The 17,317-nt window shown below is 70.2% G+C and carries 14 protein-coding genes; 8 read left to right on the top strand and 6 right to left on the bottom strand.

The window, feature by feature from the left end:
* Nucleotides 1-382: 382 nt before the first annotated feature.
* Complete coding sequence (locus ACNTMW_RS33080) at nucleotides 383-3,385, bottom strand: AfsR/SARP family transcriptional regulator (RefSeq protein ID WP_426638000.1); 3,003 nt, start codon at nucleotides 3,383-3,385, stop codon at nucleotides 383-385.
* Nucleotides 3,386-3,718: 333 nt separating this feature from the next.
* Here ACNTMW_RS33080 and ACNTMW_RS33075 point away from each other — a divergent pair, with 333 nt between their 5' ends.
* The 5 genes from ACNTMW_RS33075 (at nucleotide 3,719) to ACNTMW_RS33055 (ending at nucleotide 7,605) form a co-directional block, all read left to right on the top strand.
* Nucleotides 3,719-3,901, top strand: a complete 183-nt coding sequence (locus ACNTMW_RS33075) for a hypothetical protein (RefSeq protein WP_426637999.1) — start codon at nucleotides 3,719-3,721, stop codon at nucleotides 3,899-3,901.
* A gap of 77 nt (nucleotides 3,902-3,978) precedes the next feature.
* Nucleotides 3,979-4,530, top strand: coding sequence for a MauE/DoxX family redox-associated membrane protein (locus tag ACNTMW_RS33070; RefSeq protein ID WP_426637998.1), 552 nt, complete (start codon nucleotides 3,979-3,981; stop codon nucleotides 4,528-4,530).
* A complete protein-coding gene (locus ACNTMW_RS33065; protein WP_426637997.1) occupies nucleotides 4,527-5,087 on the top strand; it encodes a TlpA family protein disulfide reductase in 561 nt (186 codons plus the stop codon). The genes ACNTMW_RS33070 and ACNTMW_RS33065 overlap by 4 nt, the downstream gene beginning before the upstream one ends.
* Nucleotides 5,084-6,964 carry an ABC transporter ATP-binding protein gene (locus ACNTMW_RS33060; protein ID WP_426637996.1) on the top strand — a complete coding sequence of 627 codons (1,881 nt, stop codon included), beginning with the start codon at nucleotides 5,084-5,086 and terminating at the stop codon, nucleotides 6,962-6,964. Before ACNTMW_RS33065 ends, ACNTMW_RS33060 begins: the two co-directional genes overlap by 4 nt.
* Nucleotides 6,961-7,605, top strand: coding sequence for a S26 family signal peptidase (locus tag ACNTMW_RS33055; RefSeq protein WP_426637995.1), 645 nt, complete (start codon nucleotides 6,961-6,963; stop codon nucleotides 7,603-7,605). The genes ACNTMW_RS33060 and ACNTMW_RS33055 overlap by 4 nt, the downstream gene beginning before the upstream one ends.
* A gap of 75 nt (nucleotides 7,606-7,680) precedes the next feature.
* Here the strand turns inward: ACNTMW_RS33055 and ACNTMW_RS33050 are convergent, their stop codons facing one another.
* Complete coding sequence (locus ACNTMW_RS33050; RefSeq protein WP_426637994.1) at nucleotides 7,681-7,884, bottom strand: hypothetical protein; 204 nt, start codon at nucleotides 7,882-7,884, stop codon at nucleotides 7,681-7,683.
* 217 nt (nucleotides 7,885-8,101) lie between these two features.
* Here ACNTMW_RS33050 and ACNTMW_RS33045 point away from each other — a divergent pair, with 217 nt between their 5' ends.
* The gene (locus ACNTMW_RS33045) at nucleotides 8,102-11,002 is read left to right on the top strand and encodes an AfsR/SARP family transcriptional regulator (protein WP_426637993.1); all 2,901 of its coding nucleotides are present in this window, start codon (nucleotides 8,102-8,104) and stop codon (nucleotides 11,000-11,002) included.
* A 201-nt stretch (nucleotides 11,003-11,203) separates the two neighbouring features.
* Here ACNTMW_RS33045 and ACNTMW_RS33040 read toward each other — a convergent pair whose 3' ends face one another.
* Entirely contained in the window at nucleotides 11,204-11,608 is a 405-nt protein-coding gene (locus tag ACNTMW_RS33040; protein WP_426637992.1) for an integrase core domain-containing protein, read from the bottom strand.
* Nucleotides 11,609-11,933: 325 nt separating this feature from the next.
* On the opposite strand from ACNTMW_RS33040, the gene ACNTMW_RS33035 reads away from it, so the two are divergent.
* Complete coding sequence (locus ACNTMW_RS33035; RefSeq protein ID WP_426637991.1) at nucleotides 11,934-12,842, top strand: M15 family metallopeptidase; 909 nt, start codon at nucleotides 11,934-11,936, stop codon at nucleotides 12,840-12,842.
* Between the two features lie 240 nt (nucleotides 12,843-13,082).
* Here ACNTMW_RS33035 and ACNTMW_RS33030 read toward each other — a convergent pair whose 3' ends face one another.
* From ACNTMW_RS33030 to ACNTMW_RS33020, 3 genes are all read right to left on the bottom strand, one after another.
* The gene (locus ACNTMW_RS33030; RefSeq protein ID WP_426637990.1) at nucleotides 13,083-13,625 is read right to left on the bottom strand and encodes a helix-turn-helix domain-containing protein; all 543 of its coding nucleotides are present in this window, start codon (nucleotides 13,623-13,625) and stop codon (nucleotides 13,083-13,085) included.
* Nucleotides 13,626-13,753: 128 nt separating this feature from the next.
* A complete protein-coding gene (locus ACNTMW_RS33025; protein WP_426637989.1) occupies nucleotides 13,754-14,776 on the bottom strand; it encodes a CU044_5270 family protein in 1,023 nt (340 codons plus the stop codon).
* Entirely contained in the window at nucleotides 14,773-15,480 is a 708-nt protein-coding gene (locus ACNTMW_RS33020) for an RNA polymerase sigma factor (RefSeq protein WP_426637988.1), read from the bottom strand. The genes ACNTMW_RS33025 and ACNTMW_RS33020 overlap by 4 nt, the downstream gene beginning before the upstream one ends.
* Nucleotides 15,481-16,359: 879 nt before the next feature.
* Here ACNTMW_RS33020 and ACNTMW_RS33015 point away from each other — a divergent pair.
* Entirely contained in the window at nucleotides 16,360-17,094 is a 735-nt protein-coding gene (locus tag ACNTMW_RS33015) for an integrase core domain-containing protein (protein WP_426637987.1), read from the top strand.
* The last annotated feature ends 223 nt before the right edge of the window (nucleotides 17,095-17,317 follow it).

Raw genomic sequence — 17,317 nt, 5'->3', positions numbered from 1 at the left:
GGCTGACGTGTAGCGTGGTCGGGCGACCTGCCGGCGCAGGACCAGCAACTGGTGGCGTAGCACCGCGATCTCCACGTCCTTGGCGTCCGGCGATGGGCCCAGGCCGATCAGACCAAGGACCTGTCGGGCGATCATGAAAGTCAGAGTGCGCACCACCATGACCTCATCCTGCCGGGCTCGCGTCGTGCCTGGTCAGAGCACAGACGCTGAAGTTGCACCCCACACCCGGTACAGCGCGGCGATCTGCGTCCAGTCGGTGGCGCATGCCGCGTTCGCGAGCGGACTCGGTGTGGTCGCCGGCTGCGGTGCCGTCCTGTTTCTCGCCCTGACCGTCCTCACCGCACGTCGCTTCCGCAGCCTCGTACACACCGGAGCCCGATGGTCAGGATTGAGGCGGCGTTGACAACGAAGCACGCTGGATCAGAGCCGACAGCTTTTCCCGCACCGGCCCTGCTTCCTCGGCACGGTGTTGGCTGCCGAAGAGGTCCAAGGCTTGTTGCCACGCCTCACGGGCCTCGGCGTGCTGATCCAGAGCGTGGTGGGTGTCACCGACGTACACGAGGGTCGTGGCTGCTTCGTACGCGTTGCCGACGCTGTGGAACTGGTGGACGGCCTGCTGGTAGTAGGTCAGGGCGCGGGCGTGCTGTCCGGTGCGCCGCGCGAGGTAGCCGAGACTGTCCAGGGCCGTGGCCCGGCCATGGTCGTTGTGGTGGCGCTGAAATAGATCGAGAGCCTGCTCGCAGAACGCGGTCGCGCTGTCGTAGTGGCCGAGGCGGCCGTGGTACCAGCCCACGGCGTTGAGCGCCTCGGCTTCACGTACCGGGTTGCCGAGTTGCCGACACAGATTCAGGGCCTGCGTGGCGTAGGCCAGCGCTTGCCGATCGCCGCCCTGCTGGCCGTACAGCCACGCGAGGGTCCGCAGGACCCAGGCATGGCTGGCCGCGTCACCGATGCGGTCGGTCAGGACGAGTGCCTCCTGCAGATGATCCAGGGCCTCGGTGTGCTTGTCGACCCTTGCGCACGCCTCACCGAGCAGGCGGTGGACAAGGGCCTGAAGGTTGGGATCGTCGGCTGCGTCGGCGGAGGCGAGCCCGACTGTCCACATCGTCAGGTTGTCCTCCAGACGGCCCCGCCGGTAATGGAAGGTGCCCAGTACCCAGGCCAACTGGCACACGGCGGTGTGCCAGCCTTGATCTGCGGCGAGCCGTTGAGCGGCGCGAAGGCACGGGTACTCGGCGTTGAACCACGCCATCGCCGCCGCGCGGCTCTCCAGCGCGTCGGGCACGCAGCCGGGGGTCGGCTGGCCGATCTCGATCGGCTGTCGGTGCGGCTCCAGCACCCGGTCACCGGCATAGGCGGTGTGCAGGTAAAAATCGGTCAGCCTGCGCAGCGCCTCTCGTCGAGCTTGCCGGGGCTGGTCGTCCAGGGCTACTTCGACGGCATAGACCCGCACGAGGTCGTGCAGGCGGTAGCGGCCAGGGGTGTACTCCTGCACCAGGTGCGCGTTGCCCAGCTGCTGCAGCAGACCACGGGTATGGGCGTGGCTGGCTGCGATGAGACTCGCGGCCGCCGGCAGGCTGATGTCGGGCCCGGGCGCCATGCCCAGCAGCCCGAACACCTCGGCCACCCGGGTGGGCAGCGCCCGGTAGGAGGAGGAGAACACCGCCCGCAGGTCGGCCGTCACATCGCCCAGGTTCAGCGCGTCCAGTCGGGTCTCCGTCTTGCGCAGCTCGTCAGCCAGCACCGCGAGCGGGAAGTCGGGTTGGGTGGCTGCGCGTGCGGCCACGATGCCGAGGGCGAGCGGCAGGCCGGCACACAGATCCAGCAGGTCGGTGACGGCCTCGGGCTCCGCGGCGACCCGCTGCGGGCCCAGGTGGCGCTCGAGTAGCTGGTGCGCGTCTGCCGCGTCGAGCACGTCGAGCGGGAGGGGCCGCACGCCGTGCGTGGCGACGAGCCCGGCAAGCCGGTGGCGGCTGGTGATCAGCACGGTACAGCTGGCGCTGCCCGGTAACAGCGGCGTCACCTGCGCGCTGTCACGGGCGTTGTCGAGCATGATCAGCATCCGTCGTCCGGCCACCAGGCTGCGGTAGAGACCCACCTGGGCATCCAGTTCCGTCGGGATCTCCGCGGCGGGGTCCACCAACGCGTCCAGCAGTCCGCGGATCGCCACCGACGGGGACAACGGGTCTCCGGACGGATCGAAGCCACGGAGATCCACATAGAGCTGCCCGTCGGGGAAGCGCGCCAGGTTGTCGTGGGCCCAGCGCAGCGCCAGCCAGCTCTTGCCGATCCCCCCGGTACCGGTGATCGCCCATGCCATTACCGCGCCGCCGCCCGGATCGTCCTCCGCCGACAACACCGCGGTGAGCCGGACGAGCTCCCGGGCCCGGCCGCAGAACAGTCCCGGCGCCGCCGGTAGCTGGCGCGGCTCGCCCGCCAACGGCAGCTGCGGCCCCGGTGCCGGCCGGCCCGTGGCGTCGAGAACCGCACTCGGGTCGCCGGCCGGGCCTCGTCGGTCGGGCTGTGTCGCCCGTTCCCCACGCTCGGCGCCCAACCCTTCGGCCGGTGTCCGTGGACGGGACGGCACCGAGGTCGCGGCGATCGCCGAGATGCCGGTCGCTGCTTCCCGCAGCAGGATCGCCCGCTGCAGCTCCTGCAGCATCGGCGCCTCGATACCGCGATCTAACAGGAGCGTCAGCCCCTCCCGACACACCTCGGCGGCCTCGTCCGCCCGGTGCTCCGCATAGAGGGCGAGAGCGAGCAGGCGCCGGAGTTCCTCGTCGTACGGGTCCTCGGCCACGGCGCCGCTCATGTCACCGATCACCTCGGCGTGTCGGCCCATCGCAGCGAGCGCCCGCGCGTGGTCGCACCGCGCCGAGCGACGCAGCGCGTTGAGCCGGGCGACTTCCGGAAGCACGAAGGACCGGTCGGCCACCTCGGCGAAGGCCGGTCCCCGCCACAACGCCAGTGCCTCGGCGATGAGTGTCGCACCGCGCTGCACCTCGGTCGCCGGACCGGCCAGCAGCCGCCGCCCCTCCGCGTACCCGCGTTCGAAACGCCGAGCGTCGATCTGCTCCGGCGTGAGGTCGAGCCGGTAACCGGCGAAGGTTCCGCTCCCCACAGCTGTGACCACATCGTCGTGGTGCCCACCGTCCGGTGCCAGTGCGCGCCGTAGGTGTGACACGTGGCTGCGCAGCGTGGCCCGGGCCGCACCGGGCGCCGACCCGTCCCACAGGAGTTCGACCAAACGGCCGGCCGGTACGCCCCTTCCCGCCTCGACGAGCAGCGCGGACAGCAACACGACCAGACGGGGCCCCAACCGCACCGGTACCCCGTCGCGCCGCGCCCGCACCGGCCCGAGGACGTCGACGAGTAGCTCCCCCATGACCACTCCCCGTGTGCTTGCACCCGATGTATCACAGCGAACACGCGCATCAATAATATCGATGCCGATCACATGACAATGGCCGCAATTCTGGCAGCGGGCGGATTGTGGTGGGCCGCCTGCGGCCCACCTGTCATTCACCAGCGAGGAACTCAGATATTGGCTCTGTCGACGCGGCTTCCACGCCGCTTCCACACGCCTTCCACGCCGGTTCCACGCGACTCCGTGACGATGAAGGCACGAGGGCGTCGGAGCACCTCGGACGCGGTCTGTCCGGACACGGACCGCGTGCGGTCATCCAGCGGCCGACCCGGCCGCGGAAGGAGCGTGGAGATGTACAAGAAGCTCGAGGCAATGGGGGCTGGCCTGCTCGGCATGTTCGTCCCCAAGGTCGACGCGTCGGCAGCCGTCTGCTACGTCCGGAACTACAAGCAGTGCTGGCAGTGCAGCTACCGGCCCTGCGAGGCGTGCTGCGACTCCGCGGGAAAGAACTGCCAGTACGTCATCTGCAAGTAGCTGTCATCGACGCCCCGGGAGGCCGCTCGGCGGCCTCCCGGGACACCTCACACTCGTGGCGAACGGGGCGACCGCTCATGCAATACCTGACGATCGGGATCCGGTGCCTGCTCGGCGCCGTCTTCCTCGTTTCCTCCGTCACGAAGGTGGCCGGACCCAACGCGTTGGCGGCCTTCGTGGAATCCGTGCGTGGCACCCGGTTGCTGCCGTCGTGGCTGACCCGACCGGTGGCGCTGCTCGTGGTGGCGGCCGAGTTCGCGGCGTGGGTGCTGCTCGCCGTGCCGTTCACCGCCGTGGCCGGACTGTTGGTCGCGGCCGGGCTGCTGGTTTCGTTCGCCGTCGCCGTCGCGCTGGCCGTACGCCCCGAGGTGCGCACGCCCTGCCGGTGCTTCGGCGCCTCGTCGGCTCCGTTGGGTGCCCGGCACGTCGTCCGCAATGTCGCGCTCACCGCGGCCGCGGCAATCGGAGTGGCCACGGCGCCACAAGCCGGCCCCGTCCACGTCGGCGGGCTGGTCGTCGCGGTGTGCGCCGGTCTCGTACTGGGCGCACTGGTCACCGTGCTCGACGACATCGTCGAACTGTTTCAACCCGTCAACAAGGACCTGGGCGCCGCCCGTACCCTTCCGTGAAGCTGGAGGAGACCACCATGCCCTTCGTCATCGGCGCCATCGTGCTCGTCGGACTGCTGTGCACAGTGGACCTGGTCCTCACGTTGGGCGTGGTCAAACGCCTGCGTGAACACACCGAGATGCTTTCCAACATGGGCAACACCGCGACAGCCATCGGCGTCGGCGATGTGGTCGGACAGTTCTCGACCTCGACCGTCGATCACGAGCCGCTAAGCCCCGACCTGTTCACCGGTGAAACGGTGGTGGCGTTCCTTTCGCCCGACTGCGGCCCGTGCAACGAGAAACTGCCGAAGTTCGTCGAGTTCGCCCGAGCGAGGCCCGATGGACGTAACCGGGCGGTGGCCGTCGTCGTAGGCGGGACCGACCAGGCGGCCCCATTCGTCGCGGAGCTGGCTGCGGTCGCCCGCGTGGTGGTGGAGGAGCCCGACGGCCCGGTCGGCGCGGCGTTCAACGTCAAGGCGTATCCGGCCGTACTCGAGGTCGCACCGAACGGCGCCGGACGGCTCGTCGTCACCGCCGATCGGGTCGATCTGGACCAGCTTCCGCTTGTGGTATGAGCGGGAAGGTCGAAGTGGCGCCCGGACGGCCGGCAGGGCTCCGCGTCGCGGCGTCGCGTCTGGGCAGCGCCGGCGCGCTGGTGGTGAAGGCCGCGCCGGGCAGGCTGCTGTTCTACGTGGTGCTCAGCGTCGCCGGTGGCGCGCTGCCGGTTGGGGCCGCGTGGCTCACCAAACTCGTCATCGACAGTCTGGTGGCCGGGGCGGGGCTGGGTAGGATCCTTGTCCTTGCCGGCGGGCTGAGCCTGGTGGGTGTCGCTTCGGCGGTGACGCCTCAGGTCACGCAGTACCTGCGGTCGGAGATAGAGCGATCGGTGGCCCTGTACGCCCTGGATCGGCTGTTCACCGCGGTCGAGGGATTCGTGGGGCTGGGTCGCTTCGAGGATCCCCGCTTCCTCGACCGGCTACGGCTTGCCGAGCAGGCCGGCAGGTTGTCGCCCGCCCAGACCGTGGACGGGGTCCTGGGGTTCGCCCGCGCGGCCATCACAATCACCGGCTTCATTGGTTCGATCCTGCTGGTCAGCCCGTTGATGACCGCGCTGGTGCTGGTGTCCGGGCTGCCGACACTGCTCGTCGAGCTGGCACTGTCGCGACAGCGGACACGGATGTTCTGGGACATCGGCCCGACCGAACGGCGGGAGTTCTTCTATGCCCAGCTGTTGTCGACGGTGGAGGCGGCCAAGGAGGTACGCCTGTTCGGCATCGGCCGGTTTCTGCGGGAGCGGATGCTGAGCGACCGGCGTACGACCAACACCGCGAAGCGGGCGATGGACCAGCGGGAGGTCCTCGTGCAGGGAGGGCTGGGGCTGCTGGCGGCCCTCGTCTCCGGAGCCGGACTGTTGTGGGTGGTCGCCGGCGCCCAGCAACGACGACTGTCGGTGGGCGACATCATGATCTTCGTGGTCGCGGTCGCCGGCGTGCAGGGCGCGATGGCCGGACTCGCTGGTGAGATCGCCCGTACGCACCAGGCGCTGCTGATGTTCGACCACTACGTGGCCGTGACGACAGCCGGCCCGGACCTGCCGGTGGCGGCGACACCGCTCCCGCTGCCGCCGCTACGGCGCGGTATCGAACTGCGTGACGTGTGGTTTCGCTACTCCGCGCAGCACCCGTGGGTCCTGCGCGGAGTCACGCTGCACATCCCATACGGCAAGGCGACCGCACTCGTCGGACTCAACGGCGCCGGCAAGTCGACCCTGGTGAAGCTGCTGTGTCGGTTCTACGACCCGACGAGAGGCGCGGTCCTGTGGGACGGCGTGGACATCCGCGACGTCGACGCGGCCGACCTGCGGCGGCGGATGGGGGCGGTGTTCCAGGACTACATGCACTACGACATGACGGCCGCCGACAACATCGCCCTCGGTGATCTGGCCGCGCGCGGTGACCCGGAGCGGATAGCGGCTGCGGCGCGGCGGGCGGGCATCCACGACCTGCTGACCGCACTGCCGCGCGGGTACGGCACGATGCTGTCCCGGATGTTCTCCGTGGAGACCGACACAGACGACCCTGACGTCGGCGTGGAGCTTTCCGGGGGGCAGTCCCAACGTCTCGCGTTGGCTCGCGCGTTCCTGCGCGACCGGCGCGACCTGATGATCCTCGACGAGCCTTCGGCCGGACTGGACGCCGAGGCCGAGCATGAGATCCACACCGCCCTGCGACGACACCGCGACGGACAGACCAGTCTGCTTATCTCGCACCGGCTCGGCGCCGTACGCGACGCCGACCTCATCGCGGTGCTCCGCGAGGGCCAGGTCGTGGAGCAGGGCAACCATGCCACCCTGATGGCCGTCGGCGGAGAGTATGCGCGGCTGTTCATGTTGCAGGCTTCGGGCTACCAGGTGGACCCCGACGACGACTTCGCGTACACGGGGGAACGGTGACCGCCAGGGTTGAGCGGGACGTCGCCGACGAGTCGGGCAGCCGCCCAGACCGGGCCGTCGACGCCGGTACCAGCGTGCGCCGCATGCCGCTGGTACCGGCAGTGCTGCTGGTCCTGCTGCTCGTCGGCGGGATGGTGTTGTCGCTCGCCGGGATCCGGGGGTGGGCGTTGGCCTGCGTCGGGTCGGCGCTTCTGCTCAGCCTGCACCTCACGGTGTCGTGCCTGCTGGCGGGCGGGCTGGTAGTGGTGACTGTCCGGGGAACGAGCATGGAGCCGACCTACCACGACGGTGACCGGGTCATCGTGCGCCGCGGCCGGACTCCGAGGGTAGGGCAGGTGGTGGTGGTGGAGCGGCCGGACGGTACGGCCGGGTGGCGCACCCGAGCGGTGCCGCCCGCGGGTGCGGCGGGGGCGGTGACCGACCGGCACTGGTTCATCAAGCGGGTGGTCGCGGTGCCGGGCGACCGGGTGCCGCGCGACGAGGTGCCGGCCCTGGCCGATCTGCCGGAGGATCGTGTGCCCGCGGGCAAGGTGGTGCTGCTCGGAGACAACCAGGAGGTCAGCCTGGACTCCCGGCGGCTGGGCTATTTTCCCGCGGAGCGCGTACTGGGCACGGTGTTGTGGAGCTTGTCACCGTCCTGACACGTCGCGCCGTCATCGACGATGTCGAGCGTGAGGGTGCCGCGGGCGGCTTCGTTGCTCGGCTGGTTGGCGGGTTCAGACCGATTGGTTCCCGACCGTGTCGCCGTTGTACGAGTAGCATCGGCCGCCGTGCGCCGGGTACCCGATGCCGTCGTCGCTGCGGCCGCTGGTCCTCCCGTACGTCCGGGCAGCGTCGACGCCGCACGCGACACCCTCGTCCCGGGGCACGAGTCGCTTGCCACCCTTCAGCAGGATCGGTCTCCCACCACCAGATGTCACGGTGGCGATTCCTCGATGCATTCCGTAACTCCATTTCCGGACCGTGGACACGACCGGGCCTCTACAGGCTGTCGGGATGGGCCAGACTGTCGTGGGACTGACGGTCGCAGGTCCGGCGCCCAGATCTCGCCCAGGTTTGGCCGGGCCGGCTCCGGCATCCGCGACGTCGCGCTGGCGACGCCGCCGGTGGACGCCACGGGCTGGAACAGGGGAGGCAATGGAGTTTCGGCTGCTCGGACCGCTGGAGGTTGGCCACACCGGAGGCGTGGTGGCACTGGGCGGGCCCCGCCAACGGGCGGTGTTCGCCGCCCTGTTGCTACACGCGAACGACACGGTGAGCGTCAGTTATCTGGTCGACGCGGCGTGGGAGACGCCGCCGGCCACGCCGGGATCGAACATCCGCACCTACGTGGCAGGACTGCGCCGGCGGCTTGACGCCGCCGGCTCGGCGGCGTCCCGCCTGGTGAGTCGTCCGGGCGGCTATGCACTACGGGTCGAGCCGGGCGAACTGGACCTGGCCACGTTCGACGAGCTGGCGGGCCGCGGGGAGCAAGCGCTGCGCGCCGGCGAGGTCGCCGAAGCCGCGACCTGTTTCGAGGAGGCGTTGCGGCTGTGGCGGGGCCAGCCGCTGGAGGGACTGGCGGTGGGTCCGCCGGTGCGGGCCGAACTGGCGCGACTCGACGAACGGCGGCTGATCGTGGTCGAACAGCACGCCCAGACCATGATCGAGCTTGGCCGGTACGAACCACTGATCGGTGAGCTGCGCCGCGCGGTGCTGCGTCATCCGCTCCGCGAGCAGCTGTGGGCGCAGTTGATGCGCGCGCTCTACCAGGCGGACCGTGCGGCCGAGGCGTTGCAGGCGTACGAGAGTGCCCGCCGGGTACTGGCCGACGAGCTCGGCGCCGATCCCGGCCCGGAACTGCGCCGGCTCCATCAGGGAATGCTGCGGGGGGACGGTTGGCTGCCCGCCGGCCGCGCAGAGCGCAGGACGGTCGAGGTCCGGCGCAACGCCCTACCCCGGGATCTCGCCGACTTCACCGGTCGCGAGGACGAGCTGCGGCGGCTGCGTGTCGCGCTGTCGGATGCGTCGATGCGGGCCGTCCCGATCGTCACGATCGACGGCATGGCGGGGGTCGGCAAGACCGCACTGGTCGTGCATGCCGCCCACCGGCTGGCGGACCGCTATCCCGACGCACAACTGATGATCGACCTGCATGCGCACACTCCTGACCGGGAACCTCTCGACGCCGCCGCGGCGCTGGACGAGCTGCTCCGCGCCTGGGGCGTGCCAGCAGACGAGATCCCCCGCGGCCTCAATGAGCAAACCGCCCGTTGGCGCTCCGAACTGGCCGATCGGCGGGCGCTGATAGTCCTGGACAACGCCGCCAGCGCCGAGCAGATCCGTCCCCTGCTGCCGGGTAGCCCCGGCTGCCTGGTCTTGGTCACCAGCCGGCGGCAGCTGGTCGAGCTGGAGTCGAACCTGGCTATCTCGCTCGACCTCCTCACACCTTCTGACGCGGTCACGCTGTTCGCCCGCGTGGCGGGCGAACAGCGGGCCGCGGCGGAGCTCGACTCGGTACGGGAGGTGGTGGCCCTGTGCGGCAACCTGCCACTGGCGATTCGCCTGGCCGCGGCCCGGCTGCGCAGCCGCCCGACCTGGTCGGTGAGCCACCTCGCCGACCGGCTCCGCGACGGGCAGCGGCGGTTATCCGAGCTGAGCGGCACCGACCGTGGCGTCGCCGCCGCCTTCACCCTGTCATATCACCATCTCGCGCCCGGCCAACAGCGCCTGTTCCGACTGCTCGGCCTGCACCCGGGTACCGACCTGGACGCCTACCTCGCAGCCGCGCTGGCCGACCTCGGCCTGCGAGACGCCGACCAGTTTCTGGAGGACCTGCTCGACGTCCACCTCCTCCAGCAGCCGGCCGTGGGCCGGTACCGATTCCATGACCTGCTTCGGCAGTACGCCCGGACGACCGTGGAGCGGAACGAGCCGGAATCCAGCCGCCGACAGGCCGTGACCCGGATGCTGGACTACTATCTGCACGTCGCCCACCTGGCGGCCGAGCAGCTCAACCCGGGCGGCCGGCACGCCGCCGTCGGGTCGGCCCGCCGACCGGCCGAAAACCCTACGGTCGCCGACCACGCCGCTGCCCTCGCCTGGCTGGAGACCGAGCGCACCAACCTCGCCGACGCTGCCGCGTACGCGGCCGGCCACGGCTGGTACACGCACGCCTGGCAACTGCCCCACGCGCTGTGGTTCTTCTACTTCATCCGCGGCCACGCCAAGGACTGGACGACCACCCATAGACTCGCCCTCGACGCCAGCGAACACCTGAATGACCAGGTCGCGCTGGCCGTGACCCGAAAGAATCTCGGTACCGCCTGCTGGCAGACCGGCAAGTATGACGAGGCGCTTGAGCACTACCGGTACGCGCTGGCCGGCTACCGTGCGGTCGGCGACGACCACGGCCGCTCCGCCGTTCTGAACAACCTCGGCCTCATCTACCGCAGCCTGCACCGCTACGAGGACGCCGTGGACCACTACCGGGAAGCCCTCGTCCTGGCTCGGAAGACCGGCGACCGGCAGGGCGAGGGTCAGACCTTGGGTAACCTTGGCAGCGTTTACGAGCGGCTCGGACGCTACGAGACGGCAATCGATCACACCCGCCAGGCGCTCGACTTGATGCGGGAAACCGGTGACCGGCGCGACGAAGGCGACACGTTGAGCACCCTCGGCACCATCTACCGCCACCTGGGCCAGTACGACCGGTCCCGGGAACACCTCCACCAGGCACTCCGCATCGCCCGCGAGGTCGGAGACCGGACCACCGAGACCGTCATTCTCAACGACATCGCCGAGACCCACCGCGCACAGGGGCAGTACCGTGAGGCCCTGCTCCACCACCACCAGGCCCTCGACCACAGCCGCACCGTCCAGGACCGCCTGCAACAGGCCCGCGCTCACGACGGCATCGGCCACCTCCTGCGCGAGCGCGACCTTGCCGCTGCCCGGCAGAACTGGCGGCAGGCCCTGGACATCTACACCGAGCTCGGCCTGCCCGAGGCCGACGAGCTACGACACCGAATCAACCAGCTCGGCAACCGGCGGCGGTAGAGGAACCAGACGAGATCGGCCGCCCGGCCAAGGAGCAGATCGTCGCCGTCATACAGGAGTTTCGCGACATGATCATCGCGATCGGGAGTGTCACGTTAACGGCTGATCTTGGCTGTTGGGGTTGGTCAGTTGTGGCCGGGGGTGAGTCGGCCCTCGAACGCGATCTGGAACGCTGCGGGTGCCGAAAACCTCGTCCCCAGGTCAAGCGGCATTCTCGTATTCGCGGAGGATACCGCCGAGGCGATCTCGTCTTCGGATGGTGAGCCGGGCGATCTGTTCCGGATCGGTGATTGGTGAGGGCGAGGGGCGTAGTGGGCTGGCGTTCGCGATGCCTTGGTGAGGCCGGTGTCCGTTGTAGAACTGTTCGAACTCGCGCAGGGCGTGGAGCAGGTGCTGCTGGTTCCAGATCAAGGTGCGGTCCAGGAGTTCGCGTCGGCAGGTCTGTACCCACCGTTCCATGATCGAGTTCATGCGGGGCACCCGGACGCCGCTGAGCACGACGTCGCTGCCCGCGTCGGCGAGAACGGCGTCGAATAGGGCCGGGAACTTCCCGTCGCGGTCGCGGATCAGGAACCGCGCCCGGTGGCCGGCGTCCTCGAGGTCCATGACCAGGTTCTTCGCAGTTTGCGCCACCCACGTGGCGGTCGGGTGCGCGGTCGCACCCAGGACCCAGACCCGACGGCTGGCGTGGTGCGGCCACCAGGTGAGAATGGGAAGGCACGAGACTCCTTCGAGTGGCGGTGTTGGCACACGTACTGTGCCGCCCTGTTCGGCCCATGCAGTCAGTCAGCCGGGGACCGGCCCGCGATATCAGCCGGTCCTCGCAGGCGGCAATGCGGCGGTGCCCGCGGTGGTGAGAAAGGGCATCGCGCTCCTCGCATCAGTCTTGGAGCCAGTCGTGGTAAGCAGAAGTATGCCAATATTGCGATCTATGAGGAATCGCGTACGCGGCCGTGCCGTCTCCGGGGCCGACCAGGGGGCGGCCCGCTCCGCCCGTACGCCTGCGAGCCGTGTCCTCGCCGCCCTGCTCTCCGCCGTGGCCGTCGCCTGCGCGACCGCCGCCGCGGTGCCGTCCGCCGCTTCGGCCGCACCCGCTTCGGTGCGGGCTACCGGTGCGGACATGGGCGCCGGCGGACGCGCCCCGGCCGGTTTCGTCTCCCTGTCCGATGTGGACCGAACGATCCTGCAGGACATCCGCTACGACACCCACCACAACTTCGTCGGCCGGCCGATCGTCGGCTACCACGAGCCGCTGTGCATCCTCACCCGGCAGGCGGCCCAGGCTCTGCGCCGGGTACAGGCGGCGGCCCGAGCCGAGGGGTACAGCCTCAAGGTCTACGACTGCTACCGGCCCCAGCGGGCCGTGGACGACTTCGTGCGCTGGGCACAGCGCCTCGACGACCAGCGGATGAAGACGGAGTTCTACCCTCAGGTGGACAAGACCGTGCTGTTCGACGACGGGTACATCGCCAGCCGGTCCGGGCACAGCCGCGGCAGCACGATGGATCTCACCCTGGTGGCCCTGCCGGCGCGCGCCCAGCGGCCGTACGTGCCGGGCGAGCCACTGGTCGCCTGTACCGAGCCGCAAGCGCGACGTTTCCCGGACAACACCGTGGACATGGGTACCGGCTACGACTGCTTCGACCCCTTGGCCCACACGCTCGACCCCCGGGTCACCGGACCGGCCATGGACAACCGGCTGCTGCTCAAGCGGTTGATGGAAGAGGCCGGCTTCGCCAACTACGCCAACGAGTGGTGGCACTACACGCTCGCCAACGAGCCGTACTCCGACACGTACTTCGACTTTCCCGTGGCGCGAGGCGCTGTCACCGGCGACTGAGCCCGGGGCCCCGCGTACGAGGCGGCGGCGCGCCGGACCAGGTCGTCGAAGCGCCACGCCTCCACGGCCGCGGTCCGGAGCGGCCACGGCCGCTCCGGACCGTACGCGGCTCGACCTCGGCGTCGTCTGGACGCTGCGCCTGCCGAGAATGCCATCCGTGCAGGTGGCGAGGCTGTCTGGCTCCTCGCGGCCAACGCCTGTGGGGTTTCAAAACCCTGGCGTCCGGTGTGAGCTGGGCTTTTATACGGCTCGTTCGTACTCGGTGATCAGTCCGCCGAGGATGGGTGTGCGGCTGATCCGTTCATGGGTCAGGTCAATGACGGGACGGTCGGAGCGTGGGGGCTGCAGCGCCAGGGCCCGGTGTGGCCGTCGCCCGTTGTCGTGGCGGGCGTACTCGCCGAGCGTTCGGCGTAGATGTCGTTCGCCGACGATGAGCATGCGGTCGGTGACCTCGCTGCGGGCGGTGAGCACGAACCTCTCCGCATACGCGTTCGCCCGCGGGCTGCGCGGTGGGATCTTGCACACGGTCACGCCGGGATCGGCCAGCACGGTGTCGAAGGCGGCGGTGAACTGCCCGGCCCGGTCCCGGATGAGGATCCGCCGGATGGTGGACGCACTGACCCGGTGGCCGAGGCCGAGTAGTTCGCCTTGGATTCTCTGGTAGCCCCAGCCGGGATTGTCTCGCGCCATCTGCTCGACCAGGGCGGCGACGGCCGGTCGACTGGTGGGCGTCCCGGCCGGTGGGGGTATGTCCAGTGCCGGGCGACCAGCCGCCGGTGCCACCGCAGGACCGTGGCAGCGAAGGCGACGGCCACGGTGGCGATCCGGACGGGGCTGCGGGACGGCGGAGCGCTCCGCCCGGACTACCGCCGGACGGAGCGCGCGCACGGTGGGCCGGCGGATGCCGGCGGTCAGTGCGGAAGCTTCCCGGGGGCGTCGACCACGGCGCGCTCGAGTACCGCGCTCTGAGCGACGACGGCGCCGGCCTTGCCGTTCGGGCCATCCTGGACGACGGTGCTCCGGGAACCGAGATACTCGAAGGTGTCCGGATTGAAGATCCACTCTGTGCGTACGCCGTCGCTGACCCGAGCGACGGCCACCCCGGTCCGGCCGGCGAAGTCGGTGGCCCGGGACAGCAGGGTCACGCCGGGAATCTTGGCGGCGGCCTGGTAGAGCGTCGCGCCGGTCTGTGGCGGCACCACCGCCTCGAAGATCAGGTTGCCGATCCAGTCGAACGCCTGCTGGTCGCGGTCATGCTTGTTCGGGTTGGTCACCGAGTAGATCTTGCGGAGGGCCGCGTCGGGGTCGGCAGGGATGTCCTTCAGCGACAGCGCCGGCGCCACCGAGCCGTACACGTCCTTCGCGCCTGCGTCGTACGGCCGGACCCCGCCCAGCGTCGTGTCCTGGCCGTCTTCGCGAATGAGCCCGTCACGGGTGTTGTCCACCGGCAGCCACACCTCCCGCTCGTGGCGCGACCCGGGCTTCATCTGGTCTTTGTGCCCGACCGGACCCGCAGTGTTGATGCTCTTGATGTAGACGTACTGGTCGGCCCGGGGCGTCGGCTGGGTCGCGGTGGCGGCGGCCACCAGTCGCAGCAGCCCGGGGGCGTCCGTGTAGCGCGCCGCGCCGGTGCTGCTGCCGGCGTCCGCGTGCGCGCCGGTGACCGGCCCGGTGGCGGCGTGGTCGGTGACGCTGACAGCGGCTACGCCGGCGATGACCAGGGCGCCGGCCGCCAGCGGGGCCAGGGTGAGCGGCAGCCGGCGCCGCGGGCGGGCGGCGGCTGCGGTGGTGTCGCGGCTGATCTCGTTCATCAGGTGCATCCTTCGGGCCAGTATGCGGTCGGCGGGCAGGTCCGGCGCGCCGGGGTCCGGCAGCAACCGGGCCAGTTCCGCGCGCTCGACCGGTTCGGGGAGTCGGGGCGGGGTGGCGTTCATCGGATGTACTCCTGTGTCGACCGGGCCGCGGTCGTGCGGCCTACTGGTAGCTGTCCGCCGGGCCGTGCCGGTTCCTGTTTTTCCTGCCGCCGCTCGGCCTTTTCTTGTTCTTGCCGCCGCTCGGCCCTTTCCTGCCACCGCTCGGCGGACCCTCCCTGCCTCCGCAGGGCGGCCTCCGCCAGCCGGCGCAGCCGGCCGCGAGCCCGAGACAGCCGGGAGCGCACGGTGCCCACCGGCACCCCCAGGGCCGCCGCGGCCGCGCCGTAGTCGAGGTCCGCCCACACGCACAGCGCGACGACCTCGCGGTCGGCGCGGGACAGTTGGCGCAACGCGGCCGAGGCGGCGGCCAGGCGCTCGCGGTCGTCCAGCCGGCCGGCGACCTCCCCGGCGATGTCCGGCGCCGGCTGCGGCGGGGGCAGCCGCGACATCGCGGCCCGGTGCCGGCGGGCGGCTCGGGCGGTGTTGCGCAGCACGTTGGTGGCAATGCCCAGCAGCCATGGCCCCAGGCTGTCCTCACCCGGGCGCAACCGCTCCCGTAGCCGCCAGGCCTCCAGGAACGTCAGGGAGACGACGTCCTCGGCGACGGTCAGGTCACCGGACATCCGCGCGGCGTGGCGGTAGACCACCCGCGCGTACTCGTCGAACAGCTGCCCGAACGCAGCCCGGTCCCCGGCCCGCACCCGCGCATGCAATGAATGGTCCATGCCCCGTACCTGTCCGCGGCCGCCGGCCGGTTCCTGTGACAAAACTCACGGCTCTCGATGAACGCGGGCGGGACGCCCAGGGCCGTGGTCGGCCACCAGGCTTAGCAGGCAGTCGCAAGCGCGGGGTCGGGTACCCGCCGGTCACGCGGGAACGGTGCGGTGGCGGGCCGCGCCGGCCGGCCCTCCCGCCACCGCGGTTTCAGCCGGGTGGGCATCGCCACCACGGCAACCGTGAGTCGCCGCCGCCCGGGCACCCGCGCGCGCCGGGCGAACACGTCGTACCCGGCCGGGTCGGCCCGTGAGTCCGGCAGGGGCTCGGAAAAGTCACGCTAAGCGGTCGGTTTGATCATCCTCATCATGGCGTGGCAACCGGGTGGGTGAGCAGGTAGGCGGCCGTTGGCCTGGCCTGATGACCTCTGATCACTAGGCCGGCGGCGTGCCCGGACCGGGTTGGCCGATGAGGTAGCCGAACAGGCCTGTGAGTGCCAGAAAGTCGTCCGTTGTGGTTGAGCTGGGGTTTCGTGGGTTGGTCCCGGACGAGATGATCGGCGGGTGGCGCTCCGACTGATCTACCTGGCGTTCTCGCGGTTGATGCAGTGGGCGGTGTTGCTGGCCTGAGACTCGTCCGCCAAGGACATCGAGCTGCTGGTGCTACGGCACGAGGTGGCGGTGTTGCGGCGACAGGTGTCGCGGCCGCGTGTCGTTTGGGCCGGCCGGGCGGTGCTGGCGGCCTCGCGCGGCTGCTGTCTGCCCGGCTGCGGGGAGGGTTGTTCGTGCGGCCGGCCACGCTGCTGCGCTGGCATCGGGATCTGGTGCGCCGCCGGTGGACGTATCCGCCGGCGCGGTCGGCCGCCGGTCAGCGCCGAGGTCCGCGGCCTGGTGCTCCGGTTAGCCCGGGAGAACTCGACCTGGGGCTACGGCCGGATTAATGGTGAGTTGTGTCGGCTGGGCTATCGGGTCGGTGCCAGCACCGTCTGGGCCATCCTGAAGCGATCGGCGGTTGATCCCGCGCCGAAGCGGTCGGCGGTGAGCTGGCGGCAGTTTCTGCGGGGCCAGGCAGGTGGCATGCTGGCGGTGGACTTCTTCGGCGTCGACACGGTGCTGCTGCGCCGGCTGTATGTGTTGTTCGTGATCGAGATAGGTAGCCGGCGGGTCCATCTGCTCGGCGTCACCGCGCATCCGGTGGGGGAGTGGGTTGCCCAGCAGGCCCGCAACCTGCTGGTGGACCTCGGTGGCCGAGTCGATCGGTTCCGGTTTCTGGTTCGGGACCGCGACACGAAGTTCACCGCGACGTTCGATGCGGTCTTCGCCGCCGCAGGCATTGACGTCCTCACCACACCGGTGCGGGCGCCGCGAGCCAACGCGTACGCCGAGCGCTGGATCGGGACCGTACGTCGTGAGCTGCTCGACCGGATGCTCGTCGTCGGGCGTCGCCACCTGCAGTCGGTGCTGATCGAGTACGTCGATCATTATAACGCGCATCGTCCACACCGCTCGCTGGGGCAAAGTCCGCTGCTTGGATCAGCTTCAGTGCCAGTGGCTACGAGCGGCCGGCGGGTAGTACGGCGAGATCGTCTTGGCGTGAAGGGTGCCAATGCAGCGACAGGGTCGTGACCAGGGTGCGCTTCGTCCGGCACGCTGGTGGTCATGGTCGTTCGCATGTTGGCGTTCGTGATCGCCCGACGGGTTCTTGGCTTGGTTGGTCTGGGGCTAGGCCGTGTTTCATAGGCCGTTGATCGGCCGGCGTAGGTTGCGGCCGCTGGCGTGTCGGTCATCGATAGATGGCGAGGTCTCCGGTAGATGGTTCATCGACGAAGAAGACCATCAACACGGAGAC

It is taken from the genome of Planosporangium spinosum (assembly GCF_049999945.1).
GTDB lineage: Bacteria > Actinomycetota > Actinomycetes > Mycobacteriales > Micromonosporaceae > Planosporangium > Planosporangium spinosum.
Note: the sequence above shows the minus strand (reverse complement) of the source record. Positions and strands in the feature narration are given on the sequence as shown.

Bases quoted from the DNA above. Each gene is read 5' to 3' on its own strand.
- ACNTMW_RS33080 (WP_426638000.1), bottom strand. From the start codon at position 3,385: ATGGGGGAGCTACTCGTCGACGTCCTCGGGCCGGTGCGGGCGCGGCGC.
- ACNTMW_RS33025 (WP_426637989.1), bottom strand. From the start codon at position 14,776: ATGAACGCCACCCCGCCCCGACTCCCCGAACCGGTCGAGCGCGCGGAA.
- ACNTMW_RS33060 (WP_426637996.1), top strand. From the start codon at position 5,084: ATGAGCGGGAAGGTCGAAGTGGCGCCCGGACGGCCGGCAGGGCTCCGC.
- ACNTMW_RS33070 (WP_426637998.1), top strand. From the start codon at position 3,979: ATGCAATACCTGACGATCGGGATCCGGTGCCTGCTCGGCGCCGTCTTC.
- ACNTMW_RS33040 (WP_426637992.1), bottom strand. From the start codon at position 11,608: ATGGACCTCGAGGACGCCGGCCACCGGGCGCGGTTCCTGATCCGCGAC.
- ACNTMW_RS33020 (WP_426637988.1), bottom strand. From the start codon at position 15,480: ATGGACCATTCATTGCATGCGCGGGTGCGGGCCGGGGACCGGGCTGCG.
- ACNTMW_RS33075 (WP_426637999.1), top strand. From the start codon at position 3,719: ATGTACAAGAAGCTCGAGGCAATGGGGGCTGGCCTGCTCGGCATGTTC.
- ACNTMW_RS33045 (WP_426637993.1), top strand. From the start codon at position 8,102: ATGGAGTTTCGGCTGCTCGGACCGCTGGAGGTTGGCCACACCGGAGGC.
- ACNTMW_RS33035 (WP_426637991.1), top strand. From the start codon at position 11,934: ATGAGGAATCGCGTACGCGGCCGTGCCGTCTCCGGGGCCGACCAGGGG.